Genomic DNA, 15,100 nt, shown 5'->3' with positions numbered 1-15,100 from the left:
GGGCGCTCTCGGCGCGTTCCGTGACGGTTTTAATTGCTTTCATGAAATTAAATGGGCGGCGTCGCTGGCGGCTCAACCTCGCGCCCCCAGAACGTCGTGCAGAGGCGCGAGCGCAGCGCCGAGCACCACCGCCTTGCTGGCGAGCGAGGACGCATAGATGCGCGGCGTAGGGGCCCGATATCCGGCGAAAAGCCGGCCGCAGTGGGCCTCCACCTGCTCGGCTAGCGCGGCCAGAACGGCCCTGGGCAAGGCGCCCGAGATGACCACCGCGCCAGGATCGAGCCAGGCGACGCCGCTGTGAACCGCCGTGGCCAATTGTGCCGACGCCCGCTCGATCCACGCATCGAAGACCGCGCGATGGCTGTCCATCACCCCCTCCAGATCGGCCAGCGAACTGGCCTCTGCACCGGCGTCGCGCAGGGTCTGGAGCAGGTCGATGCCGGATGGACGCGGCTGATCTCCGGGAAACAGGCGTCCGACTTCGCCGGCGTTATGGAATTCTCCCACAAAGAGATCCCGTTCGGCAATCAGTCCACCGCCAACGCCGTGGCCGAGGAAAAACACCAGGATCGAACGATGGCGGCTGATGATCTCCGGGCGATAGTATTCGGCAAGCGCGGCAGCGGCTGCATCGTTCTCGATCCAGACGGGCATGTCGAGAACGCTTTCCAGTACCTGCTGCAACGGGATGTCGTCCCAAGGCGCGATCCAGTCGACCACACTGCGGCGGTTGCGATCGCCGCCGATGGCATATCCCGCCACCGCAACGCCAAGCCCCAGAAATCGGCCGCGCATGAAGCCGCGCTCGGCCGCCAATGCCCGCAGCCGCTCGTCCAGGGTACGTGCGAAGACCTTGGGATCGCCTTGCGCGAAGGGCCGCGAATCCTCGAACAGCACTTGCCCCCGGAAATCGATGACCGCCAGTTCCAGCCAGCCGGGATGGACAGTGGCGCCGACGGACCAGCCCCCGTGCCCCGCGATGGATACCGGAACGGTCGGACGTCCCCGTACCGTCACCGGGCTGGCCGGGGTCTCCTCCACCAGTCCAAGAGCGGAGAGTTGCTGGGTCAGGCGCGTCAAGGTCGCCGCGTTGATATCCAGCGTCTGTGCCAGATGAACCCGGGCGGTGGGCCCGTGAATCCGCAGATGCTGTACGACGCGGCGCTGGGCATCGCTGAGTTGGAGCTGGGGGCGCATCATCACCGGCATGGCCGCCGCCCATATATTTTCATTGCGTCAAAAAAATGAAGGCAAACGGGTTTGGAGCGCGCGTGCATGGCCGGCTCTCCCGCAACCCTGCATCCTGCCGAGAACGCGTCTCGCTGCTCTATTTCCTCACCGTCCGGACGGGCATTCCCATTGTTCTCGCTGGAAGCCTGTTGACGATCCTGATGGTCTGGGACGGATTGGCCGACCTTGCCGTTTCCTATGTTATCGATGATTTTGTCGAGTTCAGGGCTGGATCACCCAACCGCCGGGATGCCTCACTTTCTGATCACTGCAGCCAGGTCGTAAACTCATGCTTGGATCGAGCTGCTTGCTGCTGGTTCATCGCTGGTCGAGGCGTTCGGCGAAGCGGCCGCTTTCGGGATTGCCGCTGTAGACCACCTGCGTCTGGAAGGAGGCGCTTTCTGCCGGAGGCCCCTGCCATGCGCTCGGGATCAAAACCGCCTACGAATCGCAGTGCGATCTCGGTCTTGCCTGTCGGCCCATCCCGCGAATCCATCACCGACGGCGGCGGGGTATGTCGCCGCCGTCCAGATTGGATCCTCGCGGATGTCAGATGGCGATAGAGATATCCAACCCGAGATAGCCGAATACGGCCCGCTTCACTCGCTTTTCAAGTCCCGCCATATCCGTCTCACCTCGCTCTCCTGCAGCATCGTTGATGCCCTTGATGATCGCCAGACAGTCGGCAGCCGTAGTGTCCAGCCGATCGGGTAGCGGGCCTGGAAGCAGACGCAGAATCGACGCAAGGGCAGCCGTGAGGCTGTTTTCCGCATGAGACTGCTGGTCGTGCAGCGGCAGCCTCAATTCCTCGAAATCCAGCAGGCGAGCGAGAGCCGGACGGCGCATCTGGTGGGCGGCGCAGGCGGCAATGACGGCGCACAGCGCCGAGCGCGGAACGGTGATTTCAATCGCCGTGACGTCCTCGAGCAGCTGTGCTTTTTCCCGCTGGATTAGCCCCGCGGTCAAGGCATCCTTGCCGGGGAAGTACTGGTACAGCGATCCAATGCTGACCCCGGCGAGTTCAGCTACGGCATTGGTGTTGTAGCCGTCGAAGCCCTTCGTCTCCAGAATGCGAGCAGCAGCCTCCAGGATCGCGCGCACGGTCTCTGAGGACCGCGCTTGTCGCGGCGTTTTGCGGGGCTCGATCGGCGTTTCTGGCAAGGCGCGAGCCTCCTTTTGGAATGCGAGTTGTGAAAGTGAGTTTAAGCTCGCATTTTTTCGGCGTCCACTGAGATACAAAGGCTCCCCGAATGCAAAAGTCTGTTACGGAAAAGCATGTTTTTCCCGCCAAACTCAACCACATGAGCTTCCCGACCAACGACGTCGCGGCCACATCTGCATTCTTCGAGAACTATCTAGGCTTCACGCTCTCGGTATTCGTCGAGCCCCATTTCGCTATCCTGAAGCGCCCCGGCCTCGACGTCGTGATCGAGAATGCGGCCCCGGACGCGCCCACGATCCGCACGATCGGCGCCGACAAGCCGGACCGCCCCTTTGGCGAATGCGTTTCCACCGACCCTTCCGGTCTTCGCTGGCCAATGTCATTTCACATCGGCCTTGAACTGCCCGGCTATGACGATGTCTGCGCCTTGCACGACAGGTTTGCGGCGGATGGCTTCGTCGCCGAAACGCCAGTGTTCCACCATGAACGCGGTTCGCGATTTTTCCTGCGCGCGCCGGGGGGCATTATGGTCGAATTCAACACCCGCTCCGATGCGGACACCCGATATCGCGGCACCTTCGACTGATGCTTAGCCAGCCCACTTGGCGCGCGGCGCATTGGCGAGGCATCGTTTCCGACGGTGCCTTCGCGGACCTGACGTTCCGCACAGCCTTTCTGATCATCGCCATCGCTGGCCGGATTTCGGGCAAGTACTTTCCCGCAAGGCCGGGAAACAGGGAACATGGGAGAGCCGACTCGTTGCGAATTACTCGCAACTGGATTAGTGGCCCCGTTCCCGTCGAGCGGAAACGATGTCCACGAACGCTTTCGTCCTGTCCCATCTGCTGCTGCGAGAGCGGCCGTCGCTGCTGAAGCGGCTGCGGCGGATGCTGCGCGATGAGCGCGCGGCGGAGGATGTGACGCAGGGCTTGTGGCTGAAGATCCAGTCCGTCCACGATCATCCGCCGATAGACAATCCCGGCGCTTATCTTCACCGTCTCGCCATGAACGCGGCGACCGATGCCCTGCGCGCCTCGAAACGGCGCGGGGCATTGGTCGAGGCGGAAGTGGCCGACTTGCTCTGGGTAGAGGATGACAGCCCCGCGCCCGACCGGATCGCCATCGGGCGCGACATGCTGGAGCGCATCATGGCGGCATTGGCCTCGCTACCCGAACCGACCCGCTCGATCTTCCGCCTCAACCGCTTCGAAGGTCTGACCCAGCGCGAAATCGCCGCGCGGTACGGCGTTTCGACCACCGTCGTCGAACGCCATATCCGCCGCGCGCTCAAGGCGCTCGACGATGTTCGGAATGCACCGTGACGAAAATATCGCTGCGCCTGTTTGGAGATCCCATCCCTGAAACGTCGTACCTTGTGGCAGGCGGTTTTACGCCGCTGCGGGCCGCACTGGGGACAAGGGCGTGATGGATCCCGAAGAGGCACTGGAGGCCGAAGCTCTGGCAGAAACGGCACGCGGCTGGGTCGCGCGGCTGGCGTCGGGAGAAATGGACAGCGCAGAACTCGACCGCTTCAAGCAGTGGCGGGCGGCTCACCCCGACCACAACCGGGCGTTCGAGCATCAGCGCGCGCTCTGGCGCGCCCTCGGACGGGCAAGCGCGCCTGCACCGGGCGGTCCGCAACGCCCAAGGCGCTTGCCGTGGTCGCGGCGCGAGCAAGCGCGCGTTCCTCGCCGTGCATGGCCGAGGATCGCCGTCGCTGGAGTTGCCGCACTGGCCGCCGTGCTGGCCTTTCCCGAACTGATGCTCTCGTTGCAGGCCGATCACCGCTCCGGGATCGCCGTGGAGAGCCTGACCTTGCCCGATGGCAGCGCCGCCGTTCTCGACGCAGATTCCGCCATCGCCGTGCGTTTCAGCGACAACGAGCGACGCGTATCGGTGCTGAAAGGCGATGTATGGTTCGACGTGCGCCATGGCGATGCTCGCCCGTTCCGGGTCGAGGCGCTGGGCGGGGTTACGCAGGATGTCGGCACGGCTTTCGAGGTGCGCCGAGAGCGCGATAGTGTATTTGTCAGCGTGACGCAGGGTGAAGTGGCAGTCCGCTCTGGCACCCCCGCTTCACCGCTTGTTCTGCAGGCGGCGCAGCGCGCGCGCTATGAACGTGGCGGCCCGGCCTTGCGGCTCGGCGATGCGGCAACCGGTGATATCGCCGTCTGGCGCAATGGCGAACTACTGCTCGACAGGGTGGCGGTAAGCGACGCCATCGCCGCGATCGGTCGCTATCGGCGCGGCCCCGTTCTGGTCATGGGTAGCGTTGAGAAAACCGCGCGGATCAGCGCCGCATTCCGTACCGACAAGCCTGAGGAAGCCATCGACGCCATTGCCCAGATGTCCGGGTTCGATGTCTACCGCTTGGCAGGAATCGCCGTTTTGCGTCCAGCCCGGTAAAATTTTTCATCGCCATGTTAGGAAGCCACCCCTGCCCGACGTCAGACACAATGGATGCGCTGCTAATGCGGATTATTTGCAGAATTAGGCGCGTCCCGCTTGTCGAGCAGGGGATAATAGAATGTCGTTGCCATCGTACCGCCGAATTGCCGGCGCCACGCTTCGCCTGTCACTACTGGCATCGGGAGGGGTCTTCGCGCTTGCCGCCAGTGCCCCGGCGCTCGCCCAGAACGCCCGTTCGGCCGCCCGCAATTTCGATATTGCGGTCCAGCCGCTTCCCGGCGCAATTCGCCAGTACATGCAGCAGTCCGGCATTCAGGTCGCCTACCCGGCCGACCTTGCCGAGGGCGTAAACGCCTCTGCGGTAAAGGGAGAGTTCGGTTCGGCAGAAGCGCTTTCGCGCCTGCTTGGGGGTACCGGCCTTACCTTCCGCTTCACAGGTGCGGGCACCGCCACGCTGGAGCGCGCTCCGCAGTCGGCGAGCGGCACGATCCAGCTCGGCCCGGTACAGGTTCAGGGGGATGGCGGCGACTACGGCATTCCCGCCAGTTTGACGAGCGATCCCAATGCCACGGAAGGCACCGGCTCTTACACGATCCGCCAGACCAAGGGCGTGACCCGCCTCGACCTCTCGCCGCGCGAGACGCCGCAATCGATGTCGGTCGTGACCCGCCAACAACTTGACGACCAGCAACTGATCTCGGTTACCGATGCGCTGCGCGTGGTACCCGGCATCGTCCTCTCGCACGACGACAGCGACCGCCACTTCCTCTATTCGCGCGGGTTTTCGACCACTATCGTCCAGGTCGACGGACTGCGTTCCTACGATCAGGACGCCAGCGCCAGCTTCCTGACGCAAGTCGACACCGTGACGCTGGACCGCGTTGAGGTGGTGCGCGGCGCCAGCGGGTTGCTCAAGGGCGTGGGTAACCCGTCCGCTGCGATCAACCTCGTGCTCAAGCGCCCGACCAGCGAATTGCAGGGCCATGCCTCGGTCAGCGCGGGATCATGGAACCGCTATCGCGGCGAGGCGGATATTTCGGGTCCGGTCAACGAGGAAGGGACATTGCGCGCCCGCGCCGTTGCCGCCTTCGAGAGTCGCGACAACTTTTCAAATTACTACCACAAGGAAGCCCAGACCTATTACGGCATTCTCGAATACGACCTGACCCCCGACACGGTGGTCGATGCCGGGATCGAGTACCAGTATTCGCACACCGATGGTTCGACTTACGGTGCGATCCCGCTGTTCTGGTCGGACGGTACGCGCTTCATCGCCAAGCGATCATGGAGCCCGTCGAGCAAGGGCGCCTATCTGGAATCGAAGAGCCGCAAGGTCTTCGTGGACGTGAAGCACGATTTCTCGCCCGACTGGCAGGCCCGCCTCCGCCTCACGGATTCGCGACTGATCCGCGACATGCTGGTGCGCCAGATCTATGGCGCCGTCGCACCGAACCGGCAGACGGGCCTGGCGACGATCTACAACACGACGTTGACCCCTGATCGCAAGGCCAAGGGTCTGGACGCACAAGTCACCGGTCATGTCGATCTCGGCGGCTGGGACGCAGATGTCGTGGCCGGTTACTCCTGGACCCGCGGCGTCCTGCACCGCACGGATACGACCAAGGACGAACCGACCACCCTGCTGGCTGATTGGGACGGCGAGATCGCGCCGCTCGACGATTGGTCTGGCGCTTCGGTCGTGCAGCGCCGCACGATGGAGCGCGAGAGCAGTGCCTATGCCACAGCGCGCCTGCGCCCGCTTGACGGCCTCTCGGTAATCCTCGGCACCAACTTCACGACCTACAAGCTGCGCGACGTGGTCAACGGCACGCTCAGCCGCAAGCTCGATGAAAGCGGCAAGTTCGTGCCCTATGCCGGCGTGGTCTACGACTTTGCGAAGAACCTTTCGGTCTACGCCAGCTATGCCCAAATCTTCTCGCCCGCGTCGGTCTACGACGCCAACGACAGGGTGCTCGATCCGGTCACCGGCGACAATTACGAGGCCGGCATCAAGGGCGAATTCCTGGACGGCAAGCTCAACACCAGCATCGCCGGGTTCTACATCAGGCAGAACAACGTGGCGGTTGCCGTTCCCGGTGAAACCACACCGTCCGGCGCGCAGGCCTATGAGGGGCAGGACGGCGTCACCAGCAAGGGTATCGAGTTCGAAGTCTCGGGCGAGATCCTGCCCGGTTGGCAGGTGCAGGGCGGCTACACCTATCTGCACGCCCGCACCGCCGCCGGAAGCCGCGTGAACACCGGCCTGCCGCAAAACCAGGGCAAGCTGGCAACCTCCTATCGCTTCCACACGGGCACTCTCGACGGCGCGATGATCGGGGCCAACCTGACATGGCAGGACGCTACCCACTACGCGACCTCCTATGGTACCGCGAAGCAGGGCAATGTCGGCGTTGTCGGCCTGATCGGCGGCTATGAGGTGAACGATCACCTCTCGCTCTCGATCGTGCTCAACAACCTCTTCGACAAGACGTATTACGATGGATACGGCCTCTACACATCCTACACCTACGGCGCGCCGCGCAACGTGCTGTTCACGGCCCGCTACAAACTGTGAGCGAACGGCGGCGCCTGACTTCGATGGTATCGGAACTTCCGTCGCCGTTTTCCGGCATGTCCCTCCTCGTCGATGCGCCCGAGCGCTATCGCACGAACGGGGGCAGCCGCTGGCTGGGCCTTGTCGGCACTGCCGGCCTCTATGGACTGGTGCTCGTGTGCCTTTTCGCGACCTTCCGGACCATGGTCGAGCCCCCCAGGGCTTCGGCCGCGCTGATGGTCGAGCAAGTGCCGCTTGCCTCGCCCGAGGAAACCCCGCCCAAGGATAAGGAAGCGCCGCGGCCTGTCGAAAAGCAGGAGCCCGCGCCGCCACCGCCGAAGGTTGAACCGCGCGAACCCGTGGCGATCGCCCTGTCCCCGCTTCAGACTCCGGCTACGGTCACACCGCCAAAGCCCTCTGACCCGGCTCCCCCGCGGCCCGAAACTGCCGCGCCCGAGACCGTCCCGGCACCGCCCGCTCCCCAGGTCTCGAGCAATGCCGCAGATCGCTGGGAAGGACGGGTTCTTGCACGGCTCAACAAGTATCGGCGCTATCCCTCTGGAGCCCATGCCCGCCGTCAGCAGGGCGTTCCCTATATCCGTTTCACGATGGACCGGGACGGGCGTGTGCTGTCGACCAGCCTCGAGCGCTCCTGCGGTTTCCCTGAACTCGATCGCGAAGCGCTGACACTGGCGAAACGTGCCCAGCCATTGCCCCGGCCGCCGGAAGACAAACCCGGTGATACGCTGGAACTGGTCGTTCCGGTCGAATTCTTCATTCGTTGAAGGTGAAACGGCTATCCCATAAACCGGAGCGACGAGTTGCTGCCGTGGAACGGGAAGCCTACGGAAAAGCCGCCGGCATCCGCGTGGGAAGTGGAAATCCGCGCCTGAATGACCGACAAGGGTCACATCCAGCCTCGGGGCTCCCGCAAAAAGCCACCCCAACTCGTCGTGGCGGGAAGGAGCACTCATAGAAAAGTGCTCCATTTCACCGCTTAGCGCGCAGTATCGATGATCATTCCGCCGTCGGGCGTGAGGCTGTAGCCGGTCAGGAACCGGGCATCCTTGCTGGCGAGGAACAGCACCACCGGGGCAATGTCCTCTTCAGGCGAACCGAACCGCGCAAGCGCGCTATCGGGCGCAGGCGCATTCGCTTCCGCCGCACCCCAGGTGTCGGCCACGGGCAGGACATTGTTGACGGTGATGTTGTCCGGCCCCCATTCGCGCGCCGCTGTACGCGTGAGCGCCCGCGTGGCTTCCTTGGCCATGTTGTACGGTCCATAGGGCGACATCCCGAGCGTGGCCGCGGGCGATCCGAAATTGATGACCCGGCCTTCGCCGCTGGCCTTGAGATAGGGATAGCAGGCCTGCATCGCCCGCAGGCTGGCGATCGGGCCGGTATCGAAGTTGCGTTGAAGCTGCTCGACCGAAAGATCGTTGATCGGCGACATGACCACTCCGGGATCGAAGGCATTGTTCACGAGGATGTCGATCCGTCCCCAGGCGGCGACCACCGTGTCGACTGCGGCCCTGATCTGATCCGGGTCGCTGACGTCGGTCGGCACGCCCAGTGCGGTTCCACCGGCGGCCTCGATGTCCGCGACGACCGCATCGACATTCGCGGGCGTGATCGAGAGGACCGCGACTTTCGCGCCCTCTGCGGCGAATAGCCTGGCGGTAGCGCGGCCGATACCGCGGCCTGCGCCGGTGATGATGGCGACCTTTCCGTCAAGACGACCCATTATGAATTCCTTTCGATATGTGTTGACTGGTGCACGCCGAAAGCCGGCGCGTAAGGCGATGGGATGTCGCGTGCGGCGTTCTGCGTGGCGAACGACGCGGCCAGAAGCACCAGCGCCACAGCCGCAGGCATGGCGCCCTTCGGCTTGCCCACGCCGAGATGGGCCATCCCGGAGAGCACGAGGTGATAGAAGATGCCGGCATAGGCGAGGTCGCTGAGTGCCCCGCTAACGCGGGACAGGATCGCTACAGGTCCAACGATCTTCACCGCGATCATGAAAGTCAGCAAATAGGGCGCCGGATAATTCAATTCGACGAGGGCTGACCTGACCCAGTCTTTCCTGGTGGCGTAGAAGAAAGCGGACGTGAGATAGAGCAGGACAAGCAATCCCGTGCTGATCCAATATGTGTAGATTGCGGACATAACACTCCCCCCGCCGCCAATGCAGGCGACGATCCGGTTGATTGACGTTCGGCGGACTTGAGGATTCCCAACAGCGACCTGAACCTGTATCGAAATGTCATCTAGGATGAGATGCTACAAGTAGGATGAATTCGTGACACTAAGTATGGAAAATCATACTAATAGCTGACGATGGCTTCACCATGCAGGACGAGATGCGCCGCGCCTTCGCGATGCTCTCGGGCAAATGGAAACTGGAGATCATGTGGCTGCTGCATCAGCGGGTGCATCGGTTCGGGGAGTTGCGAAAGGGCATCCCGGGCATCACGCAGCACATGCTCACCGCCCAGCTTCGCGAACTGGAGGCAGATGGCCTGGTCTCGCGCACCGTCTTCGCGGAAGTGCCGCCGCGCGTCGAATATGAGATGACGACCAAGGCGCGCGGGCTTGGCCCCACCATGGAGGCGCTGACGGCGTGGTGGGAAGAGTATGGAAAGACCTTGCCGGAAAAGCCTGCCGCACGAGGACGGAAGAAGTCGCCGAACGACAGGTCGGGGTCCGCTTAGGCCAAGGCGGCCGCGCCCGACCATTCGTCGCGCGCGGCCGCGTGTCCTCATCCGGTCAGGCGCCGAGATGCTCCTGGAAGAAGCTGGTCAGCTTGTCGAACGGTATGATGTCTACCTGGTCGTAGAGGTCGGTGTGGGTGGCACCCGGAATGATCATCAGTTCTTTGGGCTCAGCCGCTGACGCAAAGGCCGTCTCGCTGAAATAGCGGGAATGAGCCTTCTCGCCATGGATAAGCAGGATCGGCCGGGGTGAGATTTCAGCAATATAAGTGAGGATCGGCAGGTTCATGAACGACAGGGGCGTAGTGAGAGACCATGCCGCGTTCGAGTTGATGGCCCGGGGATGGAACCCGCGCTTCGTCTTGTAATAAGCCGCATATTCCACGACGAACAGCGGCTCACCGCCCTTCAGTTCCAACGATACGGGGCCATAAGCAGGGCTGCCCTCTTCGGCGTCCGTCCAGCGCTGGCGGCTCAGTTGCTCAAGCGTCTCCGTGCGCTGCTGCGGGGTCACACTGTCGTTATAGCCCTTCGACATGACACGGGTCATGTCGTACATGGTGCTGGCGACGACGGCCTTGATCCGCTTGTCGATCGCCGCGGTGCTGAGCGCCATACCGCCCCAGCCGCAGATACCGATGACGCCGATCCGCTCGCGATCGATTTCCGGCCGCAGCCCGATGAAATCGACGGCCGCGCTGAAATCCTCGGTGTTGATATCCGGGGACGCGACGTTACGCGGCTCGCCGCCACTTTCGCCGGTATAGGAGGGATCGAACGCCAGCGTTGCGAACCCGCGTTCCGCCAGGGCCTGCGCATAGAGGCCCGAGGATTGCTCCTTCACGGCGCCGAACGGGCCGCTGACCACGATTGCGGCCAGTTTGGCGGTTGGATTCTTCGGCAGATACATATCGGCGGCGAGCGTAATGCCGTAGCGGTTTTTGAACGTGACCTTCTGGTGGTCAAGCTTGGCGCTTTTCGGGAAGGTCTTGTCCCATTCGTTTGTCATAGTCTGAGCCTTTGCGTTGGAGGAGGCGATGATTGAAGCCGCACCGAATGCGGCGATGCCTGCACCCGTCAGTTTCAGAAGTTCACGCCGATGAAGGCCGGGGGCTGGCGCATTCGTCTCAGGGGTACTCATGGGCATCTCCAATCGTGCGACTTGTGGAGGTTCGTTATTTGCGGGAGAGGAGCGGTAGCTACGCGCGGGCGGGCTTCAGCAGCCGCTGGCCGCTGCCGATGAGAGCAAGCGCGAGACCGGCAAGAATCACGCTGCCGGTAAAAGTCGCAACGATCGTCAGACCGTCCAGTAGCAGGCCGCCGACAACCGCGCCGAGCAGTATCGAGGCCTGGATCGCGGCGACCATCAGGCTGCCTGCAGCTTCCGGCGCATCATCCACATTCTGAGACATCCATGTCATCCAGATCACCGACATGGCGGTGTTCATGACACCCCAAAGTGCAAGGAAGATGCTGGCAGCCACTACCCAGTGGCCGAGCAGCAGCAGTCCCGCCGTGCAACCGCCCATCAGGAGAGCCGGCAACTTCAAGAGGGGGGCGACATTGCCGGTCAGGAAGCGCCCGGCCGCCCAGGTGCCGATAAACCCGGCACAGCCCAGGATCAGCAAAAGGATCGACAGGGCCGAGAGGCCCACGCCCGTCACCTGTTCCAGAAAAGGCCGAAGATAGGTGAACATCGTGAAGGCCGAACCCCAGGTCAGCATCGCCGCAATCAGGCCGCGCAGGAAGTGGGGCCGCTTGAGCAGGCCGAACATCGACCTGAAGTCCTGGGGCTGGCTCGCGGGAAGCGAGGGCAGAGCTACCAGATGCCAGAAGAGATTGACCGCGACGATGGGCGTCAGCGCCCAGAACACCGCGCGCCAGCCGAAAATGCCGCCCAGATAGCTGCCGATCGGCGCGGCAAAGGCTGCGGCTATGGCCTGTCCGCCGTACATCAGGGCCAGCGCGCGCGGCACGTCGGCCTCGGGCACCAGGCGCATGATCACGGCGGTGGCCAATGCCCAGAAGCCTCCGATACAGACGCCGAGCAGGGTGCGGCCGATCATGAGCATTGCGAAATTTGGCGCCGCCGCGACCAGGATGAGCGAAATCAGCATCAGGGCGGTCATCGCGACCAGAACCGATTTCCGGTTTACCGTACCGGCGGCAGTGGTGATGAGCATGCTGGACAACACCGCAAACAGTCCGCTGATCGAAATGGCCTGTCCGGTCTGGCCGCTGGATGCGTGAAGCCCTTCCGCCATCGGCGTAAGCAAGCTGACCGGCATGAATTCCGAAGCGATCAGCATCGCCACGCACAGCGCCATGGACAGTACTGCACCCCAGGCGCCGACGGGCCTACTCCGGGCATCGGATGTGGTCGCGACCACCATTAAACAGACTCCTGCTTCGATCTACAGAGCCAATCTAGCCATCAAGCGATCATGCGATTAGACATGCAAATTCGCATGAACTTATCGACACAGCCGAATAATCACCTGGCGCGACAGTGGAAGGGCACCTGTGGCCAAGACCGACCTCAACCAACTTGCCTGGTTTCAGGCCGTCGCCGAAGAACACAGCTTCACGCGGGCAGCGGCGAAACTGGGCATTTCACAATCGACGCTGAGCCATGCGATCAGGCAGCTCGAAGAGCGTATGGGGATAAGGCTGCTGTCGCGTACGACGCGCAGTGTCGCGACAACCATCGCCGGAGAGCGGCTGCTCCAGACCATCGCCCCGCGAATTGGCGAGATCGAGGATGAGATCGCCGCGTTGATGACGTTCCGGGACAAGCCGTCCGGCTCGATCCGGCTAACCCTGTCCGACCATGCGCTGGAGAGCGTCGTCTGGCCGAAGCTCAAACCGGTTCTCAGCGCCTATCCCGACATCAGCGTCGAACTGATCCTCGACAGCACTTTCCGCAACATCGTCGAAGAGGGTTTCGATGCAGGCGTCCGGCTTGGAGAGGCGGTTGAAAAGGACATGATCGCCGTCCGCATCGGTCCGGACTGGCGTCTGGTTGCGGTGGCGTCACCCTCTTATCTTGACGCGCATGGTGCACCGGAACATCCGCACGAACTTGTGGGGCATGTCTGCATCAATATGCGGCATGAAAGCGCCGGGGGGCTTTATGCCTGGGAATTCGAAAAAGACGGTCAGGCGCTACGCGTCAGGGTGAGCGGGCAAGTGACCTTCAACAATTCCTACGCGATGATCGACGCGGCGGTAAGCGGCTACGGCATCGCCTACGTCCCGGAGAACATCGTGGAGCAGCATGTCGCGTCAGGCGCGCTGGTTCAGATCCTGGACGATTGGTCGCCCCTGTTCGACGGTTACTTCCTCTACTATCCGAGCCGGCGTCAGAACCTGCCCGCATTCAAGATCGTCGTCGATGCCTTACGAATATAAGGGTTTCCCTGTAAGCCACGCCAACGCACCAACCAAACGCCCCCGCGCTTCCCGCGCCGGTATCCTAAATGCTCTTGCGCATTTACGCCCCGCCAGTGCACACCCTCGGCAAGTTTCGCCCGCGCGGCGCGGGTTGCAAGCGGGGCCTTTTTGAGCGCTTTTTTGCCATATTGTCCACGTCAAGTCGTCAAAGATGCGTCAAACATGCGCATCTGCACAGGCTCAGACAGCAGTGGACGAACTTGGCGGAAAAGCAGGGTTTTTGCGGATAAGGACGGATAGGCGTGGACGATAATTCCGGCAGTTTGCAGCGTTTTGAAGGCACCAGCAGCTACGTCGCGACCGATGACCTGAAAGTCGCGGTGAACGCCGCCGTCCTGCTGCGCCGTCCCCTTCTGGTGAAGGGCGAACCGGGCACCGGCAAGACGGTGCTGGCGGAGCAGATCGCCGCCTCCCTCGATGCCCCGCTCATCACCTGGAACGTCAAGTCCACCACCAAGGCCCATCAGGGCCTCTACGAGTACGACGCCGTGGCCCGCCTGCGCGACGGTCAGCTCGGCGATGCGCGCGTCCATGACATCAACAATTATATCCGCAAGGGCAAGCTGTGGGAGGCGTTCACCTCGCCGCGCCTGCCTGTCCTCCTGATCGACGAGATCGACAAGGCCGATATCGAGTTTCCGAACGATCTCCTCGCCGAACTCGATCGAATGGCTTTCGACGTTTACGAGACCGGCGAACGCGTGGCGGCAAAGGACCGCCCCATCGTGGTCATCACCTCGAACAACGAGAAGGACCTGCCCGACGCGTTCCTGCGCCGCTGTTTCTTCTACTACATCCGCTTTCCCGACCGCGAGACGATGCAGGCCATCGTCGATGTCCACTTCCCCGGCATTCAGAAGACCCTCGTCACCCGCGCGATGGAAATCTTCTACGAACTGCGCGAGGTTCCCGGCCTCAAGAAGAAGCCTTCCACCAGCGAGCTGCTGGACTGGCTGAAGCTCCTGCTCAGCGAGGACATGCCGCTCGACGTCCTTCAGAACCAGGACCCGACGAAGGCGATCCCGCCTCTGCACGGAGCCTTGCTCAAGAACGAACAGGACGTCATGCTCTTCGAACGGCTCGCTTTCATGGCGCGCCGGGGAAATTGAGAAGAACGCCATGACCGCCCCCTATCCCGGCCGCTGCGCATGTGGCGCCGTCACGCTCGAAGTAACAGGCGAACCGATCGGCACGCGCCAGTGCTGGTGCCGCCAGTGCCAGCAGATCGCCTCCGGTGGGCCGACCAACAACGCCATCTTCAAGGTCGAGGATGTCGCGATCGAAGGCGAACTCGCCCACTCGGCGTGGACGGCGGCAAGCGGCAATACCCTTGCCTTTCACTTCTGTCCGAAGTGCGGCACGCAGGTCTATGCGCAAAGCTCGGCGCGCCCGCACCTCGCAACCGTGCGCCTCGGCGCTCTCGATGCGGGCCATGGCCTGCACCCGGAAACCGTGATCTGGACGGAAGACGCGCCCGAATGGGCCAGCTTCGACAAGGCTCTGGAAAGCTGGCCCCGCCAGCCGCCCGCTCCCGCGTCTCCGGCGCCGACAGGCTCCTGATCGAGCTGCCGGGCCGAACAT

At 63.0% G+C, this 15,100-nt stretch carries 15 protein-coding genes; 9 read left to right on the top strand and 6 right to left on the bottom strand.

Going from position 1 to position 15,100, the window contains the following annotated elements:
• Positions 1-72 precede the first annotated feature (72 nt).
• Together U9J33_RS10520 and U9J33_RS10515 are read right to left on the bottom strand one after the other, a co-directional pair.
• The gene (locus tag U9J33_RS10520; protein ID WP_324699040.1) at positions 73-1,200 is read right to left on the bottom strand and encodes an ROK family transcriptional regulator; all 1,128 of its coding nucleotides are present in this window, start codon (positions 1,198-1,200) and stop codon (positions 73-75) included.
• 579 nt (positions 1,201-1,779) lie between these two features.
• A complete protein-coding gene (locus tag U9J33_RS10515; protein ID WP_324695053.1) occupies positions 1,780-2,391 on the bottom strand; it encodes a TetR/AcrR family transcriptional regulator in 612 nt (203 codons plus the stop codon).
• 140 nt (positions 2,392-2,531) lie between these two features.
• Between U9J33_RS10515 and U9J33_RS10510 the strand changes: the two genes are divergently transcribed.
• From U9J33_RS10510 to U9J33_RS10490, 5 genes are all read left to right on the top strand, one after another.
• Complete coding sequence (locus U9J33_RS10510) at positions 2,532-2,978, top strand: VOC family protein (protein WP_324695051.1); 447 nt, start codon at positions 2,532-2,534, stop codon at positions 2,976-2,978.
• A 226-nt stretch (positions 2,979-3,204) separates the two neighbouring features.
• Entirely contained in the window at positions 3,205-3,714 is a 510-nt protein-coding gene (locus U9J33_RS10505) for an RNA polymerase sigma factor (protein WP_324695049.1), read from the top strand.
• Positions 3,715-3,817: 103 nt separating this feature from the next.
• On the top strand, positions 3,818-4,798 hold the full coding sequence (locus U9J33_RS10500) for a FecR family protein (protein WP_324699039.1): 981 nt from the start codon (positions 3,818-3,820) through the stop codon (positions 4,796-4,798).
• A 121-nt stretch (positions 4,799-4,919) separates the two neighbouring features.
• Positions 4,920-7,376: a TonB-dependent siderophore receptor gene (locus U9J33_RS10495; RefSeq protein ID WP_324695047.1), complete on the top strand. Its 2,457-nt coding sequence runs from the start codon at positions 4,920-4,922 to the stop codon at positions 7,374-7,376.
• Between the two features lie 56 nt (positions 7,377-7,432).
• On the top strand, positions 7,433-8,140 hold the full coding sequence (locus tag U9J33_RS10490; protein WP_324695045.1) for an energy transducer TonB: 708 nt from the start codon (positions 7,433-7,435) through the stop codon (positions 8,138-8,140).
• 212 nt (positions 8,141-8,352) lie between these two features.
• Here U9J33_RS10490 and U9J33_RS10485 read toward each other — a convergent pair whose 3' ends face one another.
• Positions 8,353-9,099: an SDR family NAD(P)-dependent oxidoreductase gene (locus tag U9J33_RS10485; protein WP_292636457.1), complete on the bottom strand. Its 747-nt coding sequence runs from the start codon at positions 9,097-9,099 to the stop codon at positions 8,353-8,355.
• Positions 9,099-9,485: a DoxX family protein gene (locus U9J33_RS10480; protein ID WP_324695041.1), complete on the bottom strand. Its 387-nt coding sequence runs from the start codon at positions 9,483-9,485 to the stop codon at positions 9,099-9,101. The genes U9J33_RS10485 and U9J33_RS10480 overlap by 1 nt, the downstream gene beginning before the upstream one ends.
• 218 nt (positions 9,486-9,703) lie before the next feature.
• Here U9J33_RS10480 and U9J33_RS10475 point away from each other — a divergent pair, with 218 nt between their 5' ends.
• Positions 9,704-10,066: a helix-turn-helix domain-containing protein gene (locus U9J33_RS10475; RefSeq protein ID WP_324695039.1), complete on the top strand. Its 363-nt coding sequence runs from the start codon at positions 9,704-9,706 to the stop codon at positions 10,064-10,066.
• 55 nt (positions 10,067-10,121) lie between these two features.
• Here the strand turns inward: U9J33_RS10475 and U9J33_RS10470 are convergent, their stop codons facing one another.
• On the bottom strand, positions 10,122-11,207 hold the full coding sequence (locus U9J33_RS10470; RefSeq protein WP_324695037.1) for an alpha/beta hydrolase: 1,086 nt from the start codon (positions 11,205-11,207) through the stop codon (positions 10,122-10,124).
• Positions 11,208-11,265: 58 nt separating this feature from the next.
• A complete protein-coding gene (locus tag U9J33_RS10465; protein WP_324695035.1) occupies positions 11,266-12,459 on the bottom strand; it encodes an MFS transporter in 1,194 nt (397 codons plus the stop codon).
• 130 nt (positions 12,460-12,589) lie between these two features.
• Here U9J33_RS10465 and U9J33_RS10460 point away from each other — a divergent pair, with 130 nt between their 5' ends.
• The 3 genes from U9J33_RS10460 (at position 12,590) to U9J33_RS10450 (ending at position 15,079) form a co-directional block, all read left to right on the top strand.
• Positions 12,590-13,477: a LysR family transcriptional regulator gene (locus U9J33_RS10460; RefSeq protein ID WP_054438862.1), complete on the top strand. Its 888-nt coding sequence runs from the start codon at positions 12,590-12,592 to the stop codon at positions 13,475-13,477.
• Positions 13,478-13,782: 305 nt separating this feature from the next.
• Entirely contained in the window at positions 13,783-14,628 is an 846-nt protein-coding gene (locus U9J33_RS10455) for a MoxR family ATPase (RefSeq protein WP_324699037.1), read from the top strand.
• A gap of 10 nt (positions 14,629-14,638) precedes the next feature.
• On the top strand, positions 14,639-15,079 hold the full coding sequence (locus U9J33_RS10450; RefSeq protein WP_132468787.1) for a GFA family protein: 441 nt from the start codon (positions 14,639-14,641) through the stop codon (positions 15,077-15,079).
• Positions 15,080-15,100: the final 21 nt, after the last annotated feature.

This window comes from Novosphingobium sp. RL4 (assembly GCF_035658495.1).
In the GTDB taxonomy this organism is placed as follows: Bacteria; Pseudomonadota; Alphaproteobacteria; order Sphingomonadales; family Sphingomonadaceae; genus Novosphingobium.
The sequence above is the reverse complement of the archived record's forward strand: the minus strand, read 5'-3'. Positions and strand labels throughout refer to the sequence as shown.

Excerpts from the sequence above, each read along its gene's own strand:
- U9J33_RS10505 (WP_324695049.1), top strand. The coding sequence starts at position 3,205 with ATGTCCACGAACGCTTTCGTCCTGTCCCATCTGCTGCTGCGAGAGCGG.
- U9J33_RS10475 (WP_324695039.1), top strand. The coding sequence starts at position 9,704 with ATGCAGGACGAGATGCGCCGCGCCTTCGCGATGCTCTCGGGCAAATGG.
- U9J33_RS10510 (WP_324695051.1), top strand. The coding sequence starts at position 2,532 with ATGAGCTTCCCGACCAACGACGTCGCGGCCACATCTGCATTCTTCGAG.
- U9J33_RS10470 (WP_324695037.1), bottom strand. The coding sequence starts at position 11,207 with ATGAGTACCCCTGAGACGAATGCGCCAGCCCCCGGCCTTCATCGGCGT.
- U9J33_RS10485 (WP_292636457.1), bottom strand. The coding sequence starts at position 9,099 with ATGGGTCGTCTTGACGGAAAGGTCGCCATCATCACCGGCGCAGGCCGC.
- U9J33_RS10490 (WP_324695045.1), top strand. The coding sequence starts at position 7,433 with ATGTCCCTCCTCGTCGATGCGCCCGAGCGCTATCGCACGAACGGGGGC.
- U9J33_RS10520 (WP_324699040.1), bottom strand. The coding sequence starts at position 1,200 with ATGATGCGCCCCCAGCTCCAACTCAGCGATGCCCAGCGCCGCGTCGTA.
- U9J33_RS10465 (WP_324695035.1), bottom strand. The coding sequence starts at position 12,459 with ATGGTGGTCGCGACCACATCCGATGCCCGGAGTAGGCCCGTCGGCGCC.
- U9J33_RS10495 (WP_324695047.1), top strand. The coding sequence starts at position 4,920 with ATGTCGTTGCCATCGTACCGCCGAATTGCCGGCGCCACGCTTCGCCTG.
- U9J33_RS10450 (WP_132468787.1), top strand. The coding sequence starts at position 14,639 with ATGACCGCCCCCTATCCCGGCCGCTGCGCATGTGGCGCCGTCACGCTC.
- U9J33_RS10500 (WP_324699039.1), top strand. The coding sequence starts at position 3,818 with ATGGATCCCGAAGAGGCACTGGAGGCCGAAGCTCTGGCAGAAACGGCA.